The sequence below is a fragment of the Kineococcus endophyticus genome (assembly GCF_040796495.1).
In the GTDB taxonomy this organism is placed as follows: Bacteria; Actinomycetota; Actinomycetes; order Actinomycetales; family Kineococcaceae; genus Kineococcus; species Kineococcus endophyticus.
Window position 1 is genome coordinate 128117 of record NZ_JBFNQN010000010.1, and the last position, 25232, is coordinate 153348.

The following is a 25232-nucleotide window of genomic DNA, read 5'->3' on the forward strand; positions in this document are numbered from 1 at the left end:
TGGAGCCCCTGGTCGGAATCGAGCCGACGACCTACCGCTTACAAGGCGGTTGCTCTGGCCACTGAGCTACAGGGGCGCGCTCGCGCGCGGGACCGAGCTTAGCCGAGCTCTCCCGTCAGCTCGTCGCTGGTCACGACCCGCGCGAACCCGTCCCCGAGCGCCGCGAGGAACGCGGTGTGGGCCACGGCCCCGGGCACCTGCACCCCGGCGAGTTCGAGATCCGGTGCGGCGCAGGCGTCGGCGACGACGGTGACGGCGAAACCCCGCTCGGCCGCCGAGCGGACCGTGGAGTCGACGCACATGCTCGTCATCATCCCGAGGACGACGAGGTCCTCCACGCCGCGCTCGCGCAGCAGCTCCTCCAGCCCGGTGTCCAGGAACGAGTTCGGCGCGTGCTTGACCACGAGCGCCTCGCCCGGCCCCGGGGCCACGGCCGGGTGGATCTGCACACCGGGAGTGCCGGGCCGCAGGAAGGGGGTCCCGTCCACGCTGTGGTGCTGGACGTGGACCACGACGAGGCCGGCCCCCCGCGCCGCGGCGAGCACCCGGCCGGCGGCCTGCGCGGCCTCCTCCGGCCCGACGAGGGGGAACGCCCCACCCGGGAAGTAGTCCTGCTGGACGTCGACGACGACGAGGGCTGCGGTCACGGGCGACATCCTGCCGCACTGGGCAGACTGCCCGTCGTCGACCAGTTCCACGCCGCACAACTGGGCAATGTGTCCACCCGAGCGGTCGCGTCTGGACAGACTGACGACCGTACGGCGTCATGGGTCCATGACGTCTCGCTCCACGCCCGCGGTGCCCACGGTGACCGTCGGCGCGTACCTGGCCCGCCGCCTCGTCGAACTGGGGGGAGCGCACCTGTTCGGCCTCCCCGGCGACTTCAACCTCAGCCTCCTCGACGAGATGCTCGAGGTGCCCGGGATCGAGTGGGTCGGCAACACCAACGAGCTCAACGCGGCGTACGCGGCCGACGCCTACGCCCGCACGACCCGCGGGGTCGCCGCCCTCGTCACCACCTACGGGGTCGGGGAGCTGTCCGCCGTCAACGGCATCGCCGGCAGCTACGCCGAGGACGTCCCCGTCGTGCAGGTCACCGGGATGCCCGAGACGGGGGCCTGCCAGCGCGGCGCCCTGCTGCACCACTCCCTCGCCGACGGCGACCACGAGCACTTCGCGCGCGCCTACCGCGAGGTCACCGCCACCGGGTCCGTGCTGCGCGCCGCCGACGCCGCGCTGGAGATCGACCGCGTCCTGCGCGTCGCCCTCGAACGCTCCAAGCCCGTCTACCTCGGGATCCCCGCCGACGTCGCCGTCGCCCGCGTCTCCAGCGCCCCGCTGCGCCGGCCGCTGCGCCCGGCCCCCAGCGACCCCGTCGCCCTCGACGACCTGCGCGTCGCCCTCGCCGAGGTCCTCGCCGACGTCCCCGCCCTGACGGTGCTGGCCGGCACCCAGGTGCACCGCCGCCGCGCCGAGGGCGGGCTGGCGGCGCTCGCGGGCCGGGACGGGGTGCGCGTGGCGACCCTCGTCGGGGCCAAGGCGATGCTGCCCGAGCAGCACCCGGCGAGCCTGGGCACCTACCAGGGCGCCATGACCATCTCGCCCGACGTGCGCCGCGCCGTCGACGAGGCCGACCTGCTCGTCCTGGCCGGCGCCGTCCTGTCCGACGTCATGACGGGGTTGTTCAGCCACGGTTTCGACCCCTCCCGCGCGGTCCGGCTCGGCATCGCCGAGGCCGTGGTCGACGGCGTGACGTTCCACGACGTGCGGCTGGAGGACACCCTCCCGCTGCTGGCCGAGGTCGTGCGGGACCGGGAGTTCGCCGCGCTGCCGCCCGTCGAAGGGGTGTGGCCGCACGTCACCGCGCCCTCGGCGCAGGCGGAGGCGGGGGACGGCCCGCTGACGCAGCACGCCCTGTGGCGCACCGTGCAGGGGTGGCTGCCGGAGGACGCGATCGTCGTCGCGGACGCGGGCACGTCCCTCTACGGGAGCCTGGAACTGCGCCTGCCGCCGGGGGCCGAACTCCTCGTGCAGCCCATCTGGTCCTCCATCGGGTTCACGCTGCCCGCCGTCCTGGGGACCTGCCTGGCCGCCCCGCACCGGCGTTCGATCCTCTTCGTCGGCGACGGCGCCGCGCAGCTCACGGTGCAGGAGATCGCGACCGTCCTGCAGCGGGAGCGTTCGGCTGGTCAGCCCGCTCCCGTCGTCGTCGTGGTCGACAACTCCGGCTACACCATCGAACGCGTGCTGCAGAGCCCCAAGGCCGTCTACCAGGACGTCACGTCCTGGGACTGGCTCGCGGTGCCCGCCCTGTTCGCCCCCGGCCGCGACGTCCTCACCGCCCGCGCCGGCACCCGCGCCGAGCTCGAGGACGCCCTGGACCGCATCGCGGCCGCTCCGGAGCGGCCGGCGGTCGTGCACGCGGTCCTCGACGCCCACGACGTGCCGCCGCTGCTGGCGCGGCTGGGGGAGGCCGTGCACGGGACGCGCTGAGTCCCACGTTTCAGGTGGCGGGTGCCGCGTCCGATGAGCAGAGGACGAGGCACCACGCCATCCGGACCCGGGGACGACAGCGATGACCCGCACCAACCACAGCTCCGCCACCGCCAGCATCGCCGCTCGGCTCGTCCTGCTGTCCACGGTCGGCGTCCTCGGCGTCGTCACCGTCGGCGGCATCGGGGTCGTCAGCTCCCAGCGCCAGGACACCGCGCAGACGGCGCTCGTGGCCGCCGACCGCGCCTCCGGGCTCGCCGAGCGCGTCGACGCGGCCCAGGCGCGCATCCGCGGCGACGTCATGACGTCGCTGGTCACCACCGACACCACCCAGCGCCAGTCGGCCATCGCCGCCCTCGGCGCGGACGCGACGACGCTGCGCACGACGCTGCGCGAGCTGGCCGCGTCCTCCAGCGGGGACGTCCGCACGCAGGCGAGCCAGCTGCTCGCGCAGACCGAGACGGTCGTGACGCTCGGCCAGCGCGTCGTGTCCCTGTCGAACTACGAGATCACCGACCCCAGCCAGTCGGCCGCCCGCGCCGCCATGCCCGCCTTCGCCAAGGAGGCCGACGTCCTGTCGGCGGCCGTCCCGGGCATCGTGGGCGCCGCCGCGACCGCGCAGAGGGCGGCCGTGGCCGACGCCGCCGACGCCCGCACGCAGGGGTTGTGGTTGACCCTGTCGGCCAGCGTCGCGGTCACCGCGGTCCTGGCGCTGGTCGCCGCGGCCATCACGCGGGCGTTGCGCCGGCGGATGCGCACCACCGTGGAGATCCTGCAGGAGGTGGCCGGTGGCCGTCTCGACAAGCGCGGGGAGGTCGGCCGGCCCGACGAGATCGGGCAGATGGTCGCGGCCCTGAACAGCGCCCTCGACAAGCTGGCGCAGATGTTCGCCGAGGTCGGCCGCGTCAGCCGGGAGATGTCCGTCTCGGCCGACGACCTGACGTCGGTCTCCGGGTCGCTGCACGCCCGTGCGTCGGGTTCCGCGGCGCAGGCCACGGCGGGCTCGGCGGCCGCCGAGGAGATCTCGGTGACGATCCGCAGCGTCGCCGACTCCAGCGGGGAGATGTCCAGCGCCATCGAGCAGATCGCCTCCGCCACGAACGAGGCGAGCCAGGTCGCCGCCGACGCCGTCGCCGCCGTCGAGGAGGCCGTCGGCACCGTCCGCGGCCTGGCGCAGTCCTCGGCCGAGATCGGCGACATCGTCAAGGTCATCACCTCCATCGCCGAGCAGACGAACCTGCTGGCGCTCAACGCCACGATCGAGGCCGCCCGGGCCGGTGAGTTCGGCAAGGGTTTCGCCGTGGTCGCCAGCGAGGTCAAGGAACTCGCGTCGGAGTCGGCCCGCACGTCCGAGGGAATCATCGCCAAGGTGGCTGCGGCGCAACGGGACGCGGCTGCGGCCGACACGGCCATCCGCACCATCCGCGGTGTCGTGGAGCGCATCAGCGACCTGCAGGCCACCGTCGCCAGCGCCGTCGAGGAGCAGACCGCGACGACCCGCGAGATGGTCCGCAACGTCGACGAGATCGCGTCGGGCTCCGCGGACGTCACCCGGTCGATCGCCTCCATGGCCCACGACGTCACCCTCACGACCGAGGTCGCCGAGCAGACCTCGGGGACGGCGGGGCGGGTGGCCGCGGCCGCCACCGCCCTGGAGCAGGAACTGCGCAAGTTCACCGTCTGACCCCACCACCGGAACAGGAGAGCCGCCGTGCGTCGTCGCCGTCCCCTCGCCGTCCTGGCGGCCGCCGCTGCCGTCACCGCCCTGGCCGCCGGTTGCGGGAGCCAGGCCGGCACCACCACCACCGCGGGTTCCGCCGCCGGCGCTCCCGCGGGGCTGTCCCTCGTGGCCGACGGCGTGCTGACGATCGGCACCGACCCCACGTACCCGCCCATGGAGTACGAGGAGGGCGGCACCCTCAAGGGCGCCAACGTCGAGATCCTCACCGACGTCGCCCGCCGCCTGGGCCTGCGACCGCAGTTCCAGACGGTCGCGTTCGCCGACCTGCGCCCCGCCGCGGCCGCCCACACCATCGACGTCGTCGGGGCGTCGGTCACCGACAAGGCCGTCCGCCAGAAGGACGTCGACTTCGTCGACGTGTTCTACGCCGGTGAGCAGATCATCGCCGGCACCGGTGACCACAGCGCCTGGACCACCCCCGGGAACTGGTGCGGCCTGCGGATCGCCGCGACGGCCGGCACCTCGACCTCCGACATCGTCACGGGGCAGTCGGCCCTGTGCACCGCGGTCGGCAAACCTCCCGTCACCCTCGTCGACGTGCCGTACCTCAAGAGCGTCGAGGAGGTGCGCGCCGGCCGCGCCGACCTGGGCGCCGAGGGCCTGCCCGCCGCGGCCAAGCTCATCGCCGACTCCGGCGGCACCCTGCAGGCCGTCGGCAAACCCTGGCAGGCCCAGCCGTGGGGCTACGGCTTCGCCAAGGACCGCACCGCGTTGCGCGACGCCGTCCAGCAGGCGCTGCAGGCGGCGATCGCCGACGGCACCTACGACGCGATCCTGGAGGAGTACGGCGTCTCCGACGGCGCGCTGCACACCACGGCGGTCAACGGGGGCGCGTGAACCACGCCAGGACGTCGTCGGCGGGTTCCGGGACGTCCAGCGGGACCGACCCCGAGCGCAACGAGGCCGTCGCCAGCGCACCCGTGGCGACCGCCTCGCGCGCGGCGAGGGGGGAGACGAGCGTCGGGGCCCCGTCGGCGACGTGGGCCAGGAACTCCGCCATCGTCGCCAGGTCCGCGTCGGCGTGGCCGGAGGGATCGCCCGTGATCGGGTGCTCCCGGTCGCCGGTCACCGACCAGTCCCGGCGGCGGTTCCAGACGCGCACCACCCCGCCGGCCGTGTCGCCGACGTTCTCCAGGCGCCCCTCGGTGCCGATGACGGTGTAGTTGCGCCAGTAGTCCGGCGTGAAGTGGCACTGCTGGTAGCTGGCGAGGACGCCGTTGCCCAGCGTCATGAGGACCATCGAGACGTCCTCCACGTCGACGACGGGGTTCAGCCCCGTCTGGGTCGCCGGGGGCCAGTTGTCCGTGGAGAACCAGTCGGGCATCGTCTCGCCGGTGCGTTCCCGGCGGTCGGCGATCCCGCCGTACACCAGCAGGTCGCCCATGCCGACGACCCGGCGGGTGTACGCGCCCGCGAGGTGGTGCACGACGTCGAGGTCGTGGCTCGCCTTCTGCAGCAGCAGGGAACCGGTGCGGCGGCGGTCGGCGTGCCAGTCCTTGAAGTAGTAGTCGCCGCCGTGGCCGACGAAGTGGCGCACCCAGACGGCGCGCACCTCACCGATCTCGCCCCGGTCCACAGCGGCCTTCATCGTCCGCACGACCGCGGCGTGCCGGAAGTTGTGGCCGACGTACAGGGGAGTTCCCGTCTCCGCGGCGCAGGCCAGCACGCGGTCGGCGTCCTCCAGCGTCGTCGCCAGGGGTTTCTCCAGGTACACCGCGACGCCGGCGCGCAGCAGGTCGACGGCGATGTCGGCGTGGGTGTGGTCGGGCGTCGTGACGACCGCCGCGTCGACCTGCGCGCCCGCGAGCAGGGCCGTGTGGTCGCCGAAGACCTCCGCGGACGGGAACAGCGCGGCGGCCCGGGCGCGGCCGGCCTCCGTCGTGTCGGCCACCGCGCTGACGCGCGCACCCTCCCGCGCCTGCGCGACCCGGGCGCCGATCTCGGCGCGGGCCCCGCAGCCGACGACGGCGACGGTGAGCGCCCCGGTCACCGGTCGGTCCCGGCCAGCAGGGACAGCAGCCGGGCCGTCTCGTCCCGCACCGCGGTGCGCCCGGCGGCGACGTACTTCCGGGGGTCGGTGACCGCCGGCTGCTCGGTCAGCACCTGCCGCACCGCGGCGGTGAAGACGCCGTTGAGGTGCGTCGCGATGTTGACCTTCGTCATCCCGGCCGCCGTCGCGGCCCGCAACTGCTCGTCGGACAACCCCGAGGACCCGTGCAGCACGAGGGGGACGGGCACGGCGGCGGCCAGTTCCCCGACGAGGTCCAGGTCGACGCTGGCGTCCCGGGTCTGCATGGCGTGCGACGTCCCCACGGCGACGGCGAGGGCGTCGACACCCGTCGCCGCCACGAACTCGGCCGCCTCGGCGGGCACCGTGCGGGCGCCGGGGGCGTGCACACCGTCCTTGCCGCCGACCTCCCCGAGTTCGGCCTCGCACCCGACTCCCGCGGCGCGGCAACGGTCCGCGACCTCCCGCGTGCGGGCGACGTTCTCGGCGAAGGGCAGCGCGGAGGCGTCGAACATGACCGACGACACCCCCAGGTCCAGGCCCCGGGTGACGAGGTCCTCGTCCGTCACGTGGTCGAGGTGGACCAGGACGGGGACGTCCGCCGACCGCGCCAGCGCCAGGGTCGCGGTGGTGATCGGCGTGAGGTCGCCGTGGTAGCGGACGCAGTTCTCGCTGATCTGCAGGACGACGGGCAGGCCGGCGCGCTCGGCCCCGGCGACCATCGCCTCCGCGTGCTCGAGCAGCACCACGTTGAACGCACCCACGGCGCGGCCGGCGGAGCGGGCACCGGTGACGAGTTCGGCGAAGGGGGTCGGGCTCATGCGGGGCTCCTGTCCAGAGGGGGTTCGAGGTCGGGGAGGAACCGGGCGAGGGCGTCGTGGTCCACCTCGCCGGCCGTGGGGCGCAGGACGGCCGCCGCGCCGAACGCGGCCGCCCACCGCAGGGCACCGGCCGTCGGGAGTCCCCGCACGAGGGCGAGGACGAGACCGGCCGTGGCGGCGTCGCCGGCGCCGGTGGGGTTCCCCGACACCCCGTCCACGGCGGGGACGTGGACCTCGCCGTCGGGGGAGTGCCCCGTCAGACCCGCTGCGCCGCGGGACACCACGACCAGGGGTGCGCCCAGGCCGAGGAGGGCGTGCGCACCGGCGCCGACGTCGGCGGTGCCGGTGGCCTCCAGAAGTTCCTCGGTGTTCGGCGCGCAGACGGCGCCGGCCGCGGCCGCCGCGAGCAGCGCCGGTCCGCTCACGTCGGCGACGGCGAGGCCTCCCGCCGCGCGGACCCAGACGCCGACGAGGTCCGGGTCGGTCCCCGGGGGCAGGGAACCGGCCACGACGAAGGCGGCGCTGGTGACCTCCCGCGTCACCCGCTCCGTCACCTCGTCCCACTCGTCACCCGTGACCGCGGGGCCCGGTTCGCCGAACATCGTCGGGTGCTGCTCGCCGTCGACGACGGTGACCGTCGAGCGGGTCTGACCGGCGAGCGGGACGACCGTCGCCGGCACGTCCAGGGCCTCCGCCAGCCACGCGCCGGAGGCGCCGCCGAGGGGCAGGACGCACCGGGCCCGCGCCCCGACCGACTGCAGGACGCGGGCGACGTTGACCCCCTTCCCGCCCGGGCGGCGGGCGACGTCGAGGACCCGCTGGGTGGTGCCGATCCGCTGCTCGGCCACCCGGTAGGTGAGGTCGACGGCGGGGTTCGGGGTGAGCACCGTCACGACCGGCGGCCCGGTCACGGGGCGACCCGACGGCCGGCGAGCGTCCGGGCGTACAGGGCGCTGCCGTGGCCCGGGTCGTGCCGCGGTTCCACGAGGTCGACGGCGAACCGGCTGCGGCGCAGCGCCTGCTCGAAGGCGTCCCGGACGACGGCCGCCGCGAACAACCCACCCGTCCGGGAGACGGTGACCCGGTCCCCGGGGGCGTGGCCGAGGCCCAGCGCGGTGCTCTCGACGAGGTCGGCGAGCTCGGTGGCGGCCGCCCGGACGATCGCCCCGGCCGTCGCGTCGCCCTCCGCGGCGGCGCCGGTGACGACGGGGGCCAGCCGGGCGACGTCGGCGCGTCGCGCGCCCCAGCCGTCCAGGACGACCCCGACGACGTCGTGCGGGTGCCGCACCCCGACGGCGGCCAGCACCGCGTCGTGCAGGGGAGTCCGCGGGACGCGACCGTCGGCCATCCGGGAGAACGCGCGCAACCCCTCCACGGCCACCCAGTGCGCGGAACCCTCGTCGCCGAACAGCTCGCCCCAGCCGCCCGTGCGCCGGGTCCGCCCGGCCCGTTCGCCGTAGGCGATGGACCCGGTGCCGGCCACGACGTTCACGCCGTCCCGGGCCCCCAGCGCACCGGCCCACCCGCTGACCATGTCGTTGCCGCAGGCGTAGCGGTCGTGGCCGAGGACGCGGGCCGGGAGCGCGTCGAGGGCGGCGACGTCGCCGCTGACCTCCCCGTACCCGGGGAAGGCGAAGAACGAGAACTCCACGGACCCAGGATCCGTCACCCCGTCCGTGACCGCCCGCACGCCGTCGGCGACGATCCGCTCGACGGCCGCGAGCCCTCCCGGTGCGCCGAAGTAGTAGCAGGACGGCTGCGTGCTGCGCGCCACGACGTCGCCCGCGCCGTCGAGGAGGACGAACGCGGTCTTCGTCCCGCCCCCGTCCATCCCGAGGAACCACGTCACCGCCCGCCACCTCCACCCTCGACGAGGGGGTGGACGAGGGGGTGGATGCGGACCCCCCGGACGACGCGGTTCACCGTGCCCCCGGGGAACGGGTCGTCGGGCGTGCACCCGTGGCGCAGCGACGCGCCCAGGGCCAGCAGTTGGACCGGCACGGCCAGCACGGCGGCGCGCAGCCCGTCCGGCAGACCGGTCAGTCCCGGCGGGTCGACGTGCACGACGCGGGCCGTGGCGTCGCCCCGCAGCTCGGTGAGGATGTCGGCGTCGTAGCGCGCCGTGTACGGGTCCGCCGAGCCGAGGACGACGACGAGCGTGCGGTCGTCGACGAGCGCCTTGGGTCCGTGCCGGAACCCCAGCGGACTGTCGTGGAAGGCCGCGGTGCGGCCGGCGGTGAGTTCGAGCACCTTCAGCGCCGCCTCCTGCGCCAGGCCCTGCAGGGGGCCGCTGCCCAGGAACACCGTGCGGTGCGGCAGCGGGTCCAGCAGGTCCTCGACGTCCCCGGCCCGGTCCAGCACCGCCGTGGCCGCCGTCGCGAGCTGCTCGACGGCGTCGAGGTGCTGCGGCTCGAAGGCGCAGAGCACGGCGAGCAGCATGGTCGTGAAGCTCGACGTCATGGCGAACCCGGAGTCGTGGGTCTGCTCCGGCAGGAGCAGGACGAAGGACCGCTCCGCCCCGGCGCGGTCGAGCGCCAGCCGTCCCTGCGCGTGGCAGGTGACCACGAGGTGGTGGACGCCGGGGGAGAGCTCGTCGGCCAGCTGCACCGCGGCGAGCGACTCCGGGCTGTTCCCGGACCGGGCGAAGGAGACGAGCAGGACGGGCGCGGGGTCGGCGAACGCGCTGCGGGGGTCGGCCACGAGGTCGGTCGTGGGGACGCTGTCCAGCCGCCGGCCCAGCGGCCGGCGCAGCGCCGCCGCGGCGATGTCGCCGACGAACGCCGACGTGCCCGCGCCGGTGAGGACGATGCGCAGGTCGGGGCGCGCCAGCAGCGGGTCGAGGAAGGCGCGCAGCGCGGGACCGCGGTCGTGCAGGAGCCGGCGCAGGTCGCGCCACGCCTGCGGTTGCTGCCGGACCTCGCCGTGCGTGGCGCTGCTGGGAGTGCTGGTGGGGGTGCTCACGGTTCTCCAGGGGTGGTGGGGTCTCAGCCCTTGAGGCCGGCCGAGGCCATGGTGGCGACGAACTGCTTCTGGGCCAGGAGGAAGAGGAGGACGAGGGGCAGGGTCGCCACGACGTTGCCGGCCATGAGCAGGGACCAGTCGGTCCGTCGGGTGCCCTGGAACGTCGTCAGCCCGAGCTGCAGCGTGAAGGCGTCCTCGTCGTTGATGGCGACCAGCGGCCAGACCAGGTCGTTCCACGACCCGAGCAGCGTGAAGATCGCCAGGGTGGCGAGCGCCGGTCGCGCCAGCGGGAGCACGACGAACCAGAACACCTGCAGCCGGGAGCAGCCGTCGATGCGTCCGGACTCCTCGAGCTCGGCGGGCAGTGAGAGGAAGAACTGCCGCATGAGGAAGATGCCGAACGCGGACGCCAGCCAGGGGACGATCGCGGCGCCGAGGTCGTTGACGAGTCCCAGCTTCGCGAACATGACGTACGTCGGGATCATGAGCAGCTGCGAGGGGACCATGATCGTGGCGAGGATGCCCAGGAACCCCAGCTCCCGACCCGGGAACCGCAGCCGGGCGAACCCGTACCCGGCCAGGGAGCACAGCACCAGGTGGGAGGCGATGGCGACGGCGGAGACGACGACCGTGTTGAGCAGCCAGCGCACGACCTCCGACTCCGCGAACAGACGCGCGTACCCGTCCACGGTGAACCGCGACGGCCAGAAACCGGGCGGGATCCGGTTGATGTCCGAGGCCGGGGTCACCGACGCCAGGAACATCTCCACGAACGGCAGGAGGAACACGGCGGCCACGGGCAGCAGCAGGAGGTGCCAGGCGCTGAAGGGCAGGCGTCGGCGACGGCGGGGCCGGTGCAGGGAGCTCGCCGGGGGCCGGACCCGCGGGGCGGAGGTGGGAGCGGCGGGGCTCGTCATCGGGTCCTCCGGGCGGCACGGCGTTGGGTCACGGTCACGGCGACCGTCACGGCGAGGGTGAGCACGAACAGGCCGTAGGCGATGGCCGAGCCGTACCCGAACTGCAGCTTCTGGAACGCCGTGGTCCACACGAGGTAGACGATGGTCTGCGTCGCGTCCAGCGGACCGCCCCGCGTCGTGGCGTAGACGAGGTCGAACAACTGCAGGGCCTGCAGCGTCAGGTAGACGCCGACGAACGTCGTCACGGGGCGCAGCTGCGGCCAGACGACCCGCCAGGTCACCTGGAGGGAACCGGCGCCGTCGATGCGGGCGGCCTCGACCGTCTCGTGGGGCACGTCCTGCAGCGCCGCGAGGTAGATGACCGTCGTGAACGCGGCCTGGCCCCACAGCGACATGAGGGTGATGACGACGAGCGCCTGGCCGCTGTCCTCCAGCCACCCCTGCTGGGGCAGGTGCAGGACCCGCAGGACGTTGTTGACGAGACCGAACTGCGGGCTGAAGAGGTAGGTCGTGAGGATGCCGGTCGCGGCCGCCGACACGACGAACGGCACGAACACGGCCGTCCGGTAGAAGCCGATGAACCGGATGCGGCGGTTCAGCGCCGTCGCCAGGAGCAGGCCGAGGAGCAGGGAGGCCGGGACGAACATCGCCGTGTACAGGAGCGTGTGCCAGGCCGCGCTCAGCACGGCGGGGTCGCTCAGGAGGTCGCGGTAGTTCTGCGTCCCGACCCCGACCTGCGGGCTGAACCCGTCCCACTTCCGGAACGACAGGACCAGCGCCCACGCGGCGGGGAACAGCGTCAGGCCGCCCACGACCAGGAGTGCGGGGGCGACGAAGCCCCAGCCGGCGAGGGCCTCGCCGGGGGTCCACCGGCGGCGGACGGACCGGCGCCGGGCGTTCTCGTACGTCGTCACCGTGGACTCCTAACCTTGTCGCAGAGCTCGGTCGGCCGCCTCGGCGGCGTCCTGCAGGGCTGTCCGCGCGGACCCCTGGCCCTGCAGGACGTGGGCCACGGCGTTCCCGACGGCCTCGGACAGGCCGTTGTAGCCGGGGACGGTGGGCCGGGAGGTCCGGGCGTTGGCCGCGTTGGCCTGGATGACGTCCAGGCCGGGCAGTTCACGCGCCTGGGCGAGGAAGGCGGGGCTGGTGGCCTCGCTGGACCGCAGGGGCAGGTTCCCGACGGCGACGTTGAACCGTTCGTCCTGCTCGGCCGACGTCAGCCACCGCGCGAACTCCGTCGCCCAGTGCGCGCGGTTGACGTCGCGGTTGTCGAACAACGTCCACAGGTCCGGGCCCGACACCGTCTCGTGGTTGCCTCCCGTCCCCGGCAGCGGGACGACCCCGTAGGCGGTCCCCGCGGTCTTCAGCGCCGAGAGCTCCCACGGGCCCGACGTCATCATGGCCACGCGGTCGCTCGCGAACAGCTGCGCGAACTTCGTGTCGGTCTGGTCCAGGTAGACGCTGCGGTCGTCCACGGCCATGGCGCGCAGGAACTCCAGCGCCTCCACGCCGGCGTCGGACTGGAAGGCCGACCGGCCGGTGGTCCCGTCGAGGACCGCCCCGCCGTTCTGCCACAGGTGCGGCCACAGCTGCCAGGTCGTCTCCTCGCTGCCCGAGACCGAGTAGGCGTACCCGAAGGTGTTCGTCGCCGGGTCGGTGAGGGCCTTGGCCGCGGTGCGGAAGTCCTGCCAGCTCCAGTCGGGCGTGGGGTGCGCCACGCCGGCCCGGTCGAAGACCGTGGTGTTGAAGAACAGCGAGACGTTGTCGACGACGGCGGGGAACCCGATCGTGCGCCGGCCTGTGGGGCGGGCGGTGTCGCGGGCGGCCTGGGTGAACTCCTCCCACCGGACCTCCGGGTCGGCGACGACGGCGGTGACGTCGAGGGTCCGTCCGGAGCGTTCGAGCTGGCTGGCCCAGGAACCGAAGGTGTAGGAGATGTCCGGGGCCTCGTCGGCGGCGAAGGACGCGGCGAGCTTCTGCAGCAGTTCCTCCGTCGAGGACGCACCGGGGGACATGTCCAGGTGCACGTTGGGGTGCAGCCGCTGGAACTCGTCCACGAGGCCCTGCAGGACGGTGGCGGCGTCGTCGCTCTGGCCGGACCAGAACACGAGCTGCACCTCGGCGTCCGTGTCCAGGACGGTGACCTCCTCCCGTCCGCAGCCGCCGAGCACGGGGAGGAACCCGAGGGTGGCGGCGGCGGACAGGACGGTTCTGCGGGTGGGGCGCACGGTGAGCTCCTTCGCTCTCGCGGGTCACAGCGCGGTCGGGGACACCGTCGCGCGCAGGGGTTCGGGCAGCAGGTCCCCGTGGGCCAGGACGAGGTCGTCGCACATCCGCCAGACCTGCTCCGGGGTCAGGGTCGAGGAGGCGTTGGGGTCCACGAGCACCGCCTGGCGAACCAGGCGCGGGTCTCCGGTCCGGGCGGCCTCGACGGTGAGTTCGGCGACCGAGACGTAGGGGCGGTTGAGCGCGGCGGCCTGCACCGGCAGGGACCCCACCGGCACCGGGTGGACGCCGTTCCCGTCGACCAGGGTGGGGACCTCGACGACGCAGCCGGCGGGCAGGTTGTCCACCAGGCCGTGGTTCACGACGTTGGCGTGCACCTCCCGCGGGGTCCCGGTGACCAGGGAGTGGATGACCTGCGGGGCGTACTCCGTGGCGCCGTCCTCCAGCGCCAGGGTGCCGCCGGCGGCCAGCGTCCGTTCGGCCTCCTCGAACTCGCGGACGTTCTCCTCGGAGATCTGCAGGTACTCCGAGGGCCGCAGGCGGAACCGCTCGACCTGCTCGTCCGAGCGCAGGAACCAGGGGAGGTACTCCGAGGAGTGCTCGCTCGTCTCCGTCGGGTAGTACCCGATCCGGCGGAACACCTCGACGCGGACCCGGCGCTCGAGCTCGGGGTCGGCGGCGATGCGCGCGCGCAGGGCCGGGTACAGGTCGCGGCCCTCGTGCGTCCACTCCAGCAGCCACGACTGGTGGTTCACCCCCGCGGCGCGGAAGCGGGTCCGCTCGACCGGGACGCCGACGAGCTCGGCGAGGTCGTGCGCGGTCCAGTACACGCTGTGGCACAGGCCGAGGGTCGTCAGGTCGGGGGCGACGACGTGCAGCCACCACACGTTCATCGCCATCGGGTTCGTGTAGTTCAGGACGACGGCCCCGGGGGCGACGTCGCGCACGTCCGCCGCGAGGGCGGACAGGAACGGGAAGGTGCGCAGGGCCCGGAACACCCCGCCCACCCCGGTCGTGTCACCGATGGTCTGCCGCAGGCCGTACCGCGCCGGGATCTCCAGGTCCCGCCGGGTGGCCTCGATGCCGCCGACCTGCACCATGTCCACGACGAAGTCGGTGTCCGCGAGCGCCCGCCGGCGGTCGGTGGTGGAGGTCACGGACACCTTGCTCCGCCGGGCGCCGCCGAGTCGTTCGGCGACCTGCCGGGCGGTGCCGTCGGCGACCCGCAGTCGCCGCTCGTCGACGTCGAACAGGACGAGGTCGAGGTCGAGGTCGTCGAACCGGACGAGGTCGGCGACGAGCTGCCGGGTGAAGACGACGCTGCCGGCCCCGACGAAGGTCACTCGTGTCATGGCCCGATGGTGAGCGCGGCGCTCAGCCGTGTGCAACGATCTGCGCGAAGCGCTCAGAAGTTCTGATCGGATCGGCGACGACGGCAACCATGACCCCGACCACGACCACGACCACGACCACGACGACGACCACGACCCTGGGGCCGGGCAAGCGCGCCCGTCGGCTGCGTGCCGAACTGCAGCTGCTCGCCGCGTCGGGAGCCTCCGGTGCGCCGGTCCCGCTGCAGCGGCTGACGCAGGAGTTGTCGGTCTCGGTGGCCACCGTGCGCCGGGACCTGGCCGACCTGGAGGCGCAGGGCCTCGTCGTCCGCACCCACGGCGGTGCGCGCATCTCGTCCACGGCCGCGGACTCCCGGTCCGCCTGCGGGCCGGGAGTTCCGCGGAGGTGAAACGCCTCATCGCCCGCCGTGCGGCGACGTTCCTCCCCGAGGGGCCGTTCGCGGTGGCCATCGGCGGGGGGACGACGGCGGCCGAGGTGGCGCGGGCCCTGGTGTTCCGCACCGAGCTGACGATCCTCACGAACTCCCTCACGACGGCCGCCGAGATCGGGGCACGGCAGAACCTGCGTGTCCTGGTGACGGGCGGGATCGTCCGGCCGAGTTCCTTCGAGATCGTCGGTGCGCTGGCCGAGAGCTCGTTCGCAGCGCTGAACATCGGGATCGCGTTCCTCGGGGCCGACGGTGTCAGCGCAGAGGGCGGGGTCACCACCCACGACGAGGTCGAGGCCCGCACCAACGCGGCGATGGTGGCGGGCGCCCAGCGCTCGGTCCTCGTCGTGGACTCCTCCAAGATCGGCCGCGTCACGCTGGCGCGGGTGGTCGACCTGGCCGCGGTCGACGACGTCGTCACCGACGACGGGGCGTCGGTGACGGACCTGCGCGCCGTCGAGCGGGCCGGGCCCCGGGTCCACGTCGTGCAGCGGGTCGTGCAGCGGGTCGTCCAGCGGGTCGGTCACCGCGCTTAGGGTGGTCGTGGACGACGGCCCGGCCCGGACCGCCGCCACGTCGACCGAGGAGCCCGGTGTCCCAGCCGCAGGAGCACGTCCCCGCCTACGGCGAGGTCGACCTGACGACCTGCGAGAGCGAACCCATCCACGTCCCGGGGGCGATCCAGCCGCACGGGCTCCTGCTCGGCCTGGAACGGCCCTCGCACCGCGTGGTCGTGGCCTCGCAGAACGCGGCCGCGCTGCTCGGTCGCGCACCGGGGTCGGTGCTCGGCGCCGACCTGGCCGACCTCCTGGGGGACGACGTCGCCGGGCGGGTGCGCACCGCGCTGGAGGACGACACCCGCGACGAGGCCCTGCACGCGCGGCTGGTGCTGGACGGGGACGAGGTCGACGTGGACGTCGTGGTCCACCTCAGCGGCGAACGCCTCGTCGTGGAGGTGGAACGGTCCACCGGCGTGGAGGGTCCCGTCAGCCCGGTCTCCTACCGCGCCACCCGCGGTGCCGTCGCCCGGCTGGCGGGCACGACCGACGTCGACGCGTTGTGCCGCCGGCTGGCGCGGGAGGTCCGCGGCGTCCTGGGGTTCGACCGGGTGATGGTCTACCGGTTCGACGCGCAGTGGAACGGCGAGGTCGTCGCCGAGGAGCACCGCGCGGGCCTCGAACCGTTCTTCGGGCTGCGCTACCCGGCCAGCGACATCCCGGCGCAGGCCCGCCGGCTCTACACGCTGAACTGGACGCGGCTCATCGCCGACGTCGACTACCGCCCCGTGCGCCTGGAACCCCTCGTCGACCCCGGCACCGGTGCCCCGCTGGACCTGTCGCACTCGGTGCTGCGCAGCGTCTCGCCGATCCACCTCGAGTACCTGCACAACATGGGCGTCACCGCCTCGATGTCCATCTCGCTCATCGTCGACGGCCGGTTGTGGGGGCTCGTCGCCTGCCACCACTACTCCGGCCCGCACCGCCCCGGGTACGACGCCCGGTCGGCGGCGGAGTTCCTGGGGCAGACGACGTCCCAGCTCGTCGGGGAACGAGCGCGCTCGCGCGAGCGCGACGAGGCGCTGGCGGCCCAGGAACTCATGTCCGACGTCCTGGCCGGGGTCTCGGGGCAGGGCCGGGACCCGCTGACGGCGCTCGTGGAGGACGGCCGCGTCGCCGACCTCCTCGGCGCCGGCGGCGTCGCGGTGTGGGACGGGCACCGGCTGCTGACCTGCGGGCAGGTGCCCGCCTGGGCGCAGGTGCAGCGGGCGTCCCGGCTGCTGGGACGGGCCGACGGGGCGGTCACGTTCACCGACCACCTCTCGACCCTGGACCCGCGCCTGGGTGAGGTCACCGGCACGGCGGCCGGCGCGCTGCGGATCGGGCTGGACCGGGAGGGCTGGCTGCTGTGGTTCCGCCCGGAGCAGCCCGAACTCGTCTCCTGGGGCGGGGACCCGCAGAACGCCGAGGTGCACGAGCTGTCCGCCGACGGCGCGCAGGTGCGGATCAGTCCGCGCAAGAGCTTCGAGAAGTGGCAGGAGGTCGTGCGCGGCCGCAGCCTGCCGTGGCGGCCCTGGCACGCGGCGACGGCCGAACGCCTGCGCGGCCAGCTCACCGCGATCATGCTGGGCCGCTCCCGGGGCCAGATCGCCATCGCCGAGTCGCTGCAGCGGGCCGTGGTCCTCGACGAGGCGCCCGAGGTGCCGGGGCTGGACGTGCACGCCCGCTACCGCCCGGCCGCGGGCGGGCAGCTCGGCGGCGACTGGTGGGACCTGCTGCCGCTGGCGGGGGACCGCGTGGCCGTCGTGGTCGGTGACGTCGCCGGGCACGGGGTGCACGCGGCCGCGGCGATGGCGCAGCTGCGGACGGCCCTGCGGGCCTACCTGCTGGAGGGGCACAGCCCGGCGGCCGCGCTGGACCGGCTCGACGCGCTGGTCGCCACCCTCAACGGCAACCACACGGCGACGGCGGTCGTCGGGATCGTCAGCCCGGCCGCGGAGGGAGCCTCCGGGGCGCCGTCGGTGGACCTCGCCAGCGCCGGGCACCCCGCCCCGCTGCTCGTCACCGCGCAGGGTGCCGTCGCCCTGCAGGTGCCGACCCGTCCGATGCTCGGGCTGGGGTTCGGGCCCACGAGCGGCACGGTCGACGAGGTCGCGACCACGCCCCTCCCCGCGGACGCCGTGCTGCTGTTCTTCAGCGACGGACTGGTCGAGCGGCGCGGGACGAGCCTGTCCGAGACGACCCGGCAGCTCGGGGAGAACGCCGCGCACGCCGTGGGAGAGGGCCTGGACGTGGCGGCCGTCGCCGACCGCCTCCTGACCGCCGTCCCCGGCCGCGGCGACGACGACACGACCCTCGTGCTGGCCCGGCTCGCTCGTCACCGCTCCGTGACCTAGGCTCGCAGCCGGTGTCGAGACCAGGCCCCGCCCGTCGTGCTGCCCTCGTCCGGGGGTGAGAGGCGGTCGCAGGGTCGAGGAGAGGGGACACCGTGCCAGGAACCGGACGTGGACGTGACGCGTCCTCGGACGTCCCAGACGTCTCGGCCGTCACCGGGGACGCCCCGGCCGCCGTCCTCCTCGTGCACCTGTCGGACCGCTCCGTGGTGCACGTCAACCCCGTCGCCCGCCAGCTCGCGCCGCAGGCGCAGCTCCCGCTGAGCGTCGACGCCTGGTCCGACGCGGCGGGACTGCTGGACCTCGACGGTGCCGAGCTGTCCGACACCGAACACCCGCTGTCCAAGGTCGCGCGGTCCGAACCGGTGGTGGGACAGGCGGTCTCGGCGGCCGCCGGCAGCGACCTCGGCGGCCGGCGCGAACCCCTGTGGGTCGTGGCGCTGCCGATGGCCGACGCCCCGATGCTCGACGACCACGCGCTCGTCGTGTTCCTGCCGCTGCGCGACAGCCGCGCCGCCCGCGCCGCGATGGACGCCGCGACCGAGCAGGCCGCGCTGCGGGACCGCGCCGTCCTGGCCACGGGGCTGTCCTTCACGGTCGCCGACGCCCGTGACCCCGAGTTCCCGCTGGTCTGGGTGAACCCCGCGTTCACGGCGACGACCGGGTACACCCTCGAGGAGGTGGTCGGCCGGAACTGCCGCTTCCTGCAGGGCCCGGGCACCGACCCCGCTGCGCGGCAGGCGCTGCACGACGCCCTGGACGCCCGCGAACCCGTCACCGTGACGCTCCTGAACTACCGCAAGGACGGACTGGCCTTCTGGAACCAGGTGGCCATGAGCCCGATCTTCGGGGCCGACGGCACGCTCACGCACTACGTCGGCATCCAGACCGACGTCAGCGGGCGGGTCGCGGCCGACCGGGCCCGCGACGAGGCCCTGGCCGCCGAGCGCGCGGCCCGCGCCGAGGCCGAGGAGGCCCGGCACCGCGCCGAGGAGCACCGCGCCCGGCTCGACCTGCTCGCCGAGGCCACCCACAGCCTGTCAGGGACCCTCGACGTCGCCGAGTGCCGACGCCGGCTGCTGCAGCTCGTCGTGCCGCAGCTCGCGGACTGGGCCGTCGTCCTCAGCCCCGACGACAAGGGGCAGATCGGGCAGGTCACCGCGCTGCACGCCGACCCCGCGGACGACGAACGCTTCGACGCCTACCTCGACGCCCTGCGCAGCACGCCCTTGCGCGGCCGGCTGCAGGACCTGCTGCTGGACGGCGCCTCGGCACGCCGCATCGGCGGCTACTCCTCCCCGGCGGTGCGGGAGGTGCGCCGGACTTGGGTGGAGGACGAGTCGGTGCTGGACCTGTCCGACGAGATGGGTGTCGCCTCCGTCCTCGTCGTGCCGCTGCCGGGACGGCGCCGCGTCGACGACCTCATGGTCCTCGTCCGCACCGCGAGCACCCCCGAGCACCCCGCCCCCGAGCACACCGACGACGACCTCGGGATCGCCGTCGACCTCGGCCGCCGGGCGGGGTTGCTGCTGGACAACGCCCGCCTCTACGAGGAGCAGCACCACATCGCCACCGAGCTGCAGCGCAGCCTGCTGCCGGACCTGCCCGAGGTCCCCGGCCTGCAGGTCGCGGCGCGGTACCACGCGGGCCAGGACGGCAACGACGTCGGCGGCGACTTCTACGAGCTCATCGACGTCCCCGGCGACGGGATCGCCGTCGTGATCGGCGACGTCGCCGGGCACGACGTCTACGCGGCGGCGGCGATGGGCCACCTCAAGGGGTTGCTGCGCGCCTGCGCGTGGGACCGGACGCTCGACACCCCGGCCGCCGTGCTGACGCGGGTGGACGAGCTCATCGCCGCCCTCGGCATGACGACGATGGCCACGGTCAGCTACGTCCGGCTGACCCCGGACGGGCCGGACCACTGGTCGGTGGAGCACTCCTCGGCCGGGCACCCGCCGCTGCTCGTGCGCTGCCCGGACGGCAGCGTGCGCTACCTGCCGGAGGCCCGGGGCATCCCCCTCGGTGTCGAACCGTCGCTGGCGCGCGAGACGCTGCGCGAACGGCTGCCCACGGGGTCGCTGCTGCTCTGCTACACCGACGGCCTCATCGAGCGGCGCGGGGAGGTGCTCAACGAGGGGCTCGACCGCCTGGCCGGCGTCGTGGCCGCCGGACCGCACGAGCCCGAGGCCCTGTGCGAGCACCTGCTCGAGGAGCTCGGCGACAGCCACGACGACATCGCCCTGCTCGCCGTCCGCCTCTGAACCTCCTCCCGGTCGCCCGCCCACGGTTTCCGGGAGAGGGTTCAGGCGATGTGCCAGTACACCCCGCCCGCCGAGCTCGTCCTCGTCATGGACGACACGGCGGGGCGCCACGCGCGACGTTTCCTCGACGAGCACTGGTGCCGCCCGCACGCAGCGGACCTGCGGCCGCAGGGCGACCTGGTGGTGACCGAACTCGTCACCAACGCCGTCCGGCACGGCGCGCCGCCGGCGGCCCTCACGCTGGACTGCGCGGGCGAGGCCGGGGTCACGGTCCGGGTCCGCGACGCCGGCACCGAGCTCCCGCGGCTGCGGCAGGCCGACCCGGGAGCCCTCGGGGGACGGGGCATCGCCCTCGTCGACGTCCTCAGCGCCCAGTGGGGCGTGGACCCCGGACCGGACGGCAAGACGGTGTGGAGCCGCCTCGTCGCCTGAGTTCCGACGGGCTGATCCGGCACCACGTGGCTAGTTTGGTGCCACCTTTCCCAGAGGTGCCCGTCCCGCGCACGACACCAGCAGGTGCAGACCCCCGCCTGCGTGGACATCGGAGTTCCCCATGGTCACCCCTGCCCAGAACACCCCCACCCGCCGCCGCGTCCTCGGCGCCGCCGGTGCCGCGGCCGCCACCGGCGCCCTGTCGGCCTGCAGCGGTTTCTCCACCCCCGACTCCGGCGGGTCCGGCGGTTCGTCCTCCGGCGACGACACGATCACGATGATCACCTGGGCCTCGGACGTCGAGGCGAGCGCGTTCAAGAAGCTCGCCGACGGCTTCGAGGCCCAGTCCGGAACCACCGTGCGGATGCAGGTCGTCCCGTACTCGGAGGTCCTCACGGCCGTCGACACCGGGTTGCGGACGGACTCCCCGCCGGACCTGTTCCGCGTCAGCTACACCGATGTCGCCGCCTACCGGGGGCAGAAGGTCCTCGCGAACCTCACCGACGCGGACACGCTCAAGAGCTCGTTCCTGCCTGCGTTCTGGGCCGCCGTCACCGACAGCGAGGGCACGTTCGGCATCCCGCACCACACCGACACCTCGATGGTGCTGCTGAACACCGCGGCCGTCGCCTCCGCGGGCCTGGGCACGCTGCCCACGACGCTGGACAGCGCGTGGACGTGGGAGCAGTTCGCCGACGCCCTCGGGCGCATCCAGCCGTCCCGGGCCGACACGTACGCGTTCGCGGCGAACTGGCAGAACGCCGGCGCCTACCGCTGGCTGAACTTCGTCGACCAGGCCGGGGGCCGGCTGCTCAGCGAGGACCTGACGAGCGTCGCGACCGACGACGCCGGGGCCCTGAAGGCGCTCACCTTCACGCGCGACCTGTTCCGCAAGCAGCTCACGCCGCAGAACGCCTCGGCGCGCGGCCAGGCGGCCAGCGACCTGTTCCTCAACCAGACCGTGGCCACGGCGTTCGCGGGCGACTTCCTGCTGAGCGAGATCGAGGGCGGCGGGTTCGAGTACTCCGCCACCTTCCTGCCGCGCGACGTCAACGCCTCGGCCGACCTCGGCGGCAACGCCCTCGTGGCGGTGGAGGCGAGCTCGCGCAAGGAGAAGGCGCTGGAGTTCCTCACCTACTGCGCCCAGGCCGAGCAGATGTCCGCGTTCTGCACCGAGGCGTCCGTGCTGCCGACCCGCGAGGACATCGACGCCTCCACGCTGCAGTACCCCGTGCGCCCCGACCTCATGGCGCTGTACGTGGAGCAGGCCAAGGCCATCCGCGAACCCCTCGTCCAGCAGGTCGTCGTGCCGAGCTTCAGCGCGGTCAACGCGCAGCTGCGCGACCGCCTCGACGAGGTGTTCCTCGGTTCCGACGACGACGCGACCGCCCTGAAGCGGATCACCGACGGCGTCGCGTCGGTGCTGCAGACGTCGTGAGCACGGCCACGACCACGCGGGGGGTGGCCCGGGGGGCGACCTCGCGGCGACCGGCGGTCCGTCGCTGGGCGACGTCCTACGTGATGCTGGCCCCGGCGCTGCTGCTGTTCGGCGTCTTCGTGCTGTACCCGCTCGTCGGGGCCGTCCGGATCTCCCTGACCAACTCGACGGGGATCGGCCAGGCGCAGTTCGTCGGGCTGGCCAACTACCGGGCGATGCTGTCGGACGACACGTTCTGGCAGGCGGCCGGGAACACGGCGCTGCTGGCCGTGGTGTCCGTCCCCGTCAGCCTGGCCCTCGGCCTCGCGGTGGCGGTGCTGCTGCGCGACCGCATCCCCGGTGGCGGCCTGTTCCGGGCGGTGTTCCTCGCGCCCTACGTCATCTCCGGGGTCGTCGTCGCGATGGCGGGCCGGTGGGTGTTCGACCAGAACGTCGGCATCGTCGACCGCGTCCTGGCGGGGGTCGGGCTGCCGCAACCGGACTGGCAGTCGGACGGCACGGCCGCCGCGGTCTCGGTCGTGCTGGTCCTGCTGTGGGCGCGCACGGGCCTGGCCGTCATCCTCTACCTCAGCGCGCTGCAGGGCGTCGACCGCGACGTGCTCGAGGCCGCCGAGCTCGACGGCGCCTCGTCCTGGCAGCGGCTCAAGGACGTCGTGTGGCCGCTCATGCGCCCCACCACGTTCTTCCTCACCGTGATGATGGTCATCGAGACGTTCCAGGTCTTCGACATCGTCTGGGTCATGACGAAGGGGGGACCCGCGGGGTCCACCGAACTCCTCGTCACGTACGCCTACAGCCAGGGCTTCGCCGCCCGCCGCGAGGGCTACGGGTCGGCCATCGGCGTCGTCGTGTTCGTCGTCGTGCTCGCGGCCACCGTCCTGTGGTGGCGGGCCCAGCGGTCGAGCGAGGACGACCAGTGAGCGGTGTCCGCGCGCCCGAACGGGCGCGGACCGACGTCGGGGTGAGCCGTGGCCCCCGCGAGCGGCGGGGCGCCCGGCGCGGCAAGGTCCTCGTCCTCGTCGTGCTCAGCCTGGTCTGGCTGTTCCCGCTGTACTGGATGCTCGTCACGGCGGTCTCGCCCCGCGACGACCTGGCCTCCGGCCGGATCGGGATCGTCCCGACGACGTTCGACCCCGGCGGTTTCACGCGGGCCCTCACCCAGTTCCCCGTGCTGCAGTGGGCGCAGAACTCCCTGGCCATCGCCGTCGTCGCCGTCGTCATCACGGTCGTCGTCGACGTCACGGCGGGGTACGTGCTGGCCAAGCACCGGTTCCCGGGGCGGGCGGTGGTGTTCTTCCTCATCATCGCCACCCTGATGATCCCCGTGCAGGTGCTGCTCATCCCGCAGTTCGACCTCGTCAACTCCCTCGGGTGGATCAACTCCTACTGGGCCGTGATCATCCCGCGGTCGGCGGAGGCGTTCGGGGTGTTCCTGGCGCGCCAGTACTTCCTGTCGCTGCCCGACGAGCTGCTCGAGGCCGCCCAGCTCGACGGGGCCGGGCAGCTGCGGACGCTGTGGTCGATCGTGCTGCCCCTGTCGCGACCGCTCGTCGCCGTGCTCGTGGTCATGACGTTCATGTACCGGTGGAACGAGTTCGCCTGGCCCCTGGTGGCACTGCGCAACCCCGACCTCTACACGCTCCCGGTCGGGTTGTCGTTCCTGCAGAGCCAGTACACGACGGACTACCCGGCCCTCATGGCCGGGGCGCTCGTCTCGGTGCTGCCCGTCCTCGTCCTGTTCGGCATCGCCCAGCGGCAGTTCGTCGCCGGCATCGCGCGCAGCGGGCTGAAGTGAACGCCCCCGTCACCCCGCACCAGATGGCCGACCGGTACGCCGAGGCCTTGGGGGCGGACGCCGGCGCAGAACTCCTGGAGTTCGACCTCACCGGGTTCGACCGGACCGGGATCCCGGTGACGGGCACCGTCTGGCGCCCCCACCCGGGGGCCCCGGGCTCCGGTCACGGCGTCGGCTACGGCGCGGACCCGGCGGCCGCCCGCCGGGGCGCCCACGGCGAACTGGCCGAGCAGGTGCTGCTGGACCGGCACCTCCTGACCTGCGCGCCCGTGGTGGCGACGTTCGCCGAACTGCTCGCCGCCCGCGGACCGGGCGGGGTCGTCGACCCGGTCGAGCTCGTCCTGCCCGCGGGGAGCCGCTACACCCCGGACCTGCCGCTGCGCTGGCTGCCGACGCGGCGCTGGCGCACGGGGGAGGAGGTGCTCGTCCCCGCCGAGTTCGTCGCCCCGCACGCCGGCGGGGTCCGCGGCGGGCCCCCGCCCGGGGGTTTCCTCACCACGCCCATCACGAACGGCATGGGCGCCGGGGACACCCTCGAACGGGCCGTGGCCCACGGCATCGGCGAACTGCTGCAGCGCGACGGGGACACCGTCTCGTTCCGGGCCCTGGAGGAGGGCGTCCTCGTCGACGGGGTGGCCGACCACCCCGCGACGGCGGACGTCTGGGCCGCGCTGGTGGCCGCGGGCCTGGAACCCCAGGTCAAGCTCGACAGCACCGAGTTCGCCGTCGTCGTGCACGCCGTCGCCCGCGACGCCGACCCCGAGGCGGCGCCGATGGCCGTCACGGCCGTGGGGGAGGCCGCCGCGCTCGACGCCGCGGGGGCGGCCCGCAAGGCGTTGCTGGAACTGGCCAGTTCCCGCGCGCGGCGCGCGTTCGCCTTCGGGCCGCTGGACCCGGTGCGGACCCGGTTGCGGCCCTACTGGGCGGCCGAGGAACGTGCGCCGCTGCCGGAGTCCGAACCCCGGGCGCTGGAGGCGATGGCGGACTGGACGCACCGCTCGGGGGCCGAGCTGTCCCGGCTCGTGGAGCCGCTCCTGCGGGTCACCTCCCACGTCGCGCTGGGGGAGCTGCCCACCGCCCCGGACCGGGAACCGGCCGACGAGCTGACGGAGCTGCTGCGGCGGCTGGACGGCTTCGACGTCCTCGTGCACGCCGTCGCGGTCGAGACGTCCCGCGGCCCCGTCCACGTCGCGAAGGTGCTCGTGCCGGGGCTGGAGGTGGAGACGCTGTCCTACCACCGCATCGGCGAGCGGGTGCTGCGACGGCTGCTGGACCGCGGGTCCCCCCTCGTCGGGCTCGGCGAGCCGGCCGGGGCGCGCCGGCCGGTCCTGCTGAGCGCGGCGGCGCGCGAACGGATCGGCGGGCCGGCGTGGTTCGACGTCGAGGTCGCCGACGCGACCGTGGGGGAGCTGTACCCGCTGTACCGCGAACCCGTCCGGCACGCCCCCCAGCGGCTGGACCTCTGA

22 protein-coding genes and 1 tRNA gene are annotated in these 25232 nt (G+C 74.2%); 12 read left to right on the top strand and 11 right to left on the bottom strand.

What is annotated here, in order from left to right; genetic code table 11:
- Positions 1-76 (bottom strand) — tRNA-Thr (locus AB1207_RS15370).
- 22 nt (positions 77-98) lie between these two features.
- A complete protein-coding gene (locus tag AB1207_RS15375; RefSeq protein WP_437178952.1) occupies positions 99-647 on the bottom strand; it encodes a cysteine hydrolase family protein in 549 nt (182 codons plus the stop codon).
- 127 nt (positions 648-774) lie between these two features.
- Here AB1207_RS15375 and AB1207_RS15380 point away from each other — a divergent pair, with 127 nt between their 5' ends.
- From AB1207_RS15380 to AB1207_RS15390, 3 genes are all read left to right on the top strand, one after another.
- Positions 775-2493 (top strand): alpha-keto acid decarboxylase family protein, encoded by a 1719-nt coding sequence (locus AB1207_RS15380; RefSeq protein ID WP_367639257.1) that lies wholly within the window; start codon positions 775-777, stop codon positions 2491-2493.
- A gap of 82 nt (positions 2494-2575) precedes the next feature.
- A complete protein-coding gene (locus tag AB1207_RS15385; protein WP_367639258.1) occupies positions 2576-4177 on the top strand; it encodes a methyl-accepting chemotaxis protein in 1602 nt (533 codons plus the stop codon).
- Positions 4178-4204: 27 nt separating this feature from the next.
- Positions 4205-5071 carry a transporter substrate-binding domain-containing protein gene (locus AB1207_RS15390; protein ID WP_367639259.1) on the top strand — a complete coding sequence of 289 codons (867 nt, stop codon included), beginning with the start codon at positions 4205-4207 and terminating at the stop codon, positions 5069-5071.
- Here the strand turns inward: AB1207_RS15390 and AB1207_RS15395 are convergent.
- The 9 genes from AB1207_RS15395 to melA are packed head-to-tail and all read right to left on the bottom strand — an operon-like array spanning position 5055 to position 14519.
- The gene (locus AB1207_RS15395; protein WP_367639260.1) at positions 5055-6224 is read right to left on the bottom strand and encodes a Gfo/Idh/MocA family protein; all 1170 of its coding nucleotides are present in this window, start codon (positions 6222-6224) and stop codon (positions 5055-5057) included. The genes AB1207_RS15390 and AB1207_RS15395 overlap by 17 nt on opposite strands.
- The gene (locus AB1207_RS15400) at positions 6221-7063 is read right to left on the bottom strand and encodes a class II fructose-bisphosphate aldolase (protein WP_367639261.1); all 843 of its coding nucleotides are present in this window, start codon (positions 7061-7063) and stop codon (positions 6221-6223) included. The genes AB1207_RS15395 and AB1207_RS15400 overlap by 4 nt, the downstream gene beginning before the upstream one ends.
- The gene (locus AB1207_RS15405; protein WP_367639262.1) at positions 7060-7974 is read right to left on the bottom strand and encodes a 1-phosphofructokinase family hexose kinase; all 915 of its coding nucleotides are present in this window, start codon (positions 7972-7974) and stop codon (positions 7060-7062) included. The genes AB1207_RS15400 and AB1207_RS15405 overlap by 4 nt, the downstream gene beginning before the upstream one ends.
- On the bottom strand, positions 7971-8912 hold the full coding sequence (locus AB1207_RS15410; protein WP_367639263.1) for an N-acetylglucosamine kinase: 942 nt from the start codon (positions 8910-8912) through the stop codon (positions 7971-7973). The genes AB1207_RS15405 and AB1207_RS15410 overlap by 4 nt, the downstream gene beginning before the upstream one ends.
- Positions 8909-10024, bottom strand: a complete 1116-nt coding sequence (locus AB1207_RS15415) for an SIS domain-containing protein (protein ID WP_367639264.1) — start codon at positions 10022-10024, stop codon at positions 8909-8911. The genes AB1207_RS15410 and AB1207_RS15415 overlap by 4 nt, the downstream gene beginning before the upstream one ends.
- 23 nt (positions 10025-10047) lie before the next feature.
- A complete protein-coding gene (locus AB1207_RS15420; protein WP_367639265.1) occupies positions 10048-10941 on the bottom strand; it encodes a carbohydrate ABC transporter permease in 894 nt (297 codons plus the stop codon).
- Positions 10938-11855, bottom strand: a complete 918-nt coding sequence (locus AB1207_RS15425) for a carbohydrate ABC transporter permease (protein WP_367639266.1) — start codon at positions 11853-11855, stop codon at positions 10938-10940. The genes AB1207_RS15420 and AB1207_RS15425 overlap by 4 nt, the downstream gene beginning before the upstream one ends.
- 9 nt (positions 11856-11864) lie before the next feature.
- Positions 11865-13169, bottom strand: coding sequence for an extracellular solute-binding protein (locus tag AB1207_RS15430; RefSeq protein WP_367639267.1), 1305 nt, complete (start codon positions 13167-13169; stop codon positions 11865-11867).
- A 24-nt stretch (positions 13170-13193) separates the two neighbouring features.
- Entirely contained in the window at positions 13194-14519 is a 1326-nt protein-coding gene (gene melA, locus AB1207_RS15435) for an alpha-galactosidase (protein WP_367639268.1), read from the bottom strand.
- Positions 14520-14608: 89 nt separating this feature from the next.
- Here melA and AB1207_RS15440 point away from each other — a divergent pair, with 89 nt between their 5' ends.
- The 9 genes from AB1207_RS15440 (at position 14609) to AB1207_RS15480 (ending at position 25232) form a co-directional block, all read left to right on the top strand.
- Positions 14609-14908, top strand: coding sequence for a DeoR family transcriptional regulator (locus AB1207_RS15440; RefSeq protein WP_367639269.1), 300 nt, complete (start codon positions 14609-14611; stop codon positions 14906-14908).
- A complete protein-coding gene (locus AB1207_RS15445) occupies positions 14905-15483 on the top strand; it encodes a DeoR/GlpR family DNA-binding transcription regulator (RefSeq protein WP_367639270.1) in 579 nt (192 codons plus the stop codon). The genes AB1207_RS15440 and AB1207_RS15445 overlap by 4 nt, the downstream gene beginning before the upstream one ends.
- A gap of 56 nt (positions 15484-15539) precedes the next feature.
- Positions 15540-17840, top strand: coding sequence for a SpoIIE family protein phosphatase (locus tag AB1207_RS15450; RefSeq protein WP_367639272.1), 2301 nt, complete (start codon positions 15540-15542; stop codon positions 17838-17840).
- A gap of 92 nt (positions 17841-17932) precedes the next feature.
- The gene (locus AB1207_RS15455; RefSeq protein ID WP_367639273.1) at positions 17933-20101 is read left to right on the top strand and encodes a PP2C family protein-serine/threonine phosphatase; all 2169 of its coding nucleotides are present in this window, start codon (positions 17933-17935) and stop codon (positions 20099-20101) included.
- A 48-nt stretch (positions 20102-20149) separates the two neighbouring features.
- On the top strand, positions 20150-20533 hold the full coding sequence (locus AB1207_RS15460) for an ATP-binding protein (protein WP_367639274.1): 384 nt from the start codon (positions 20150-20152) through the stop codon (positions 20531-20533).
- A 121-nt stretch (positions 20534-20654) separates the two neighbouring features.
- Complete coding sequence (locus AB1207_RS15465) at positions 20655-21971, top strand: ABC transporter substrate-binding protein (RefSeq protein WP_367639275.1); 1317 nt, start codon at positions 20655-20657, stop codon at positions 21969-21971.
- On the top strand, positions 21968-22891 hold the full coding sequence (locus tag AB1207_RS15470) for a carbohydrate ABC transporter permease (RefSeq protein ID WP_367639276.1): 924 nt from the start codon (positions 21968-21970) through the stop codon (positions 22889-22891). The genes AB1207_RS15465 and AB1207_RS15470 overlap by 4 nt, the downstream gene beginning before the upstream one ends.
- Positions 22888-23766: a carbohydrate ABC transporter permease gene (locus AB1207_RS15475; RefSeq protein WP_367639277.1), complete on the top strand. Its 879-nt coding sequence runs from the start codon at positions 22888-22890 to the stop codon at positions 23764-23766. The genes AB1207_RS15470 and AB1207_RS15475 overlap by 4 nt, the downstream gene beginning before the upstream one ends.
- The gene (locus AB1207_RS15480) at positions 23763-25232 is read left to right on the top strand and encodes a YcaO-like family protein (RefSeq protein WP_367639278.1); all 1470 of its coding nucleotides are present in this window, start codon (positions 23763-23765) and stop codon (positions 25230-25232) included. Before AB1207_RS15475 ends, AB1207_RS15480 begins: the two co-directional genes overlap by 4 nt.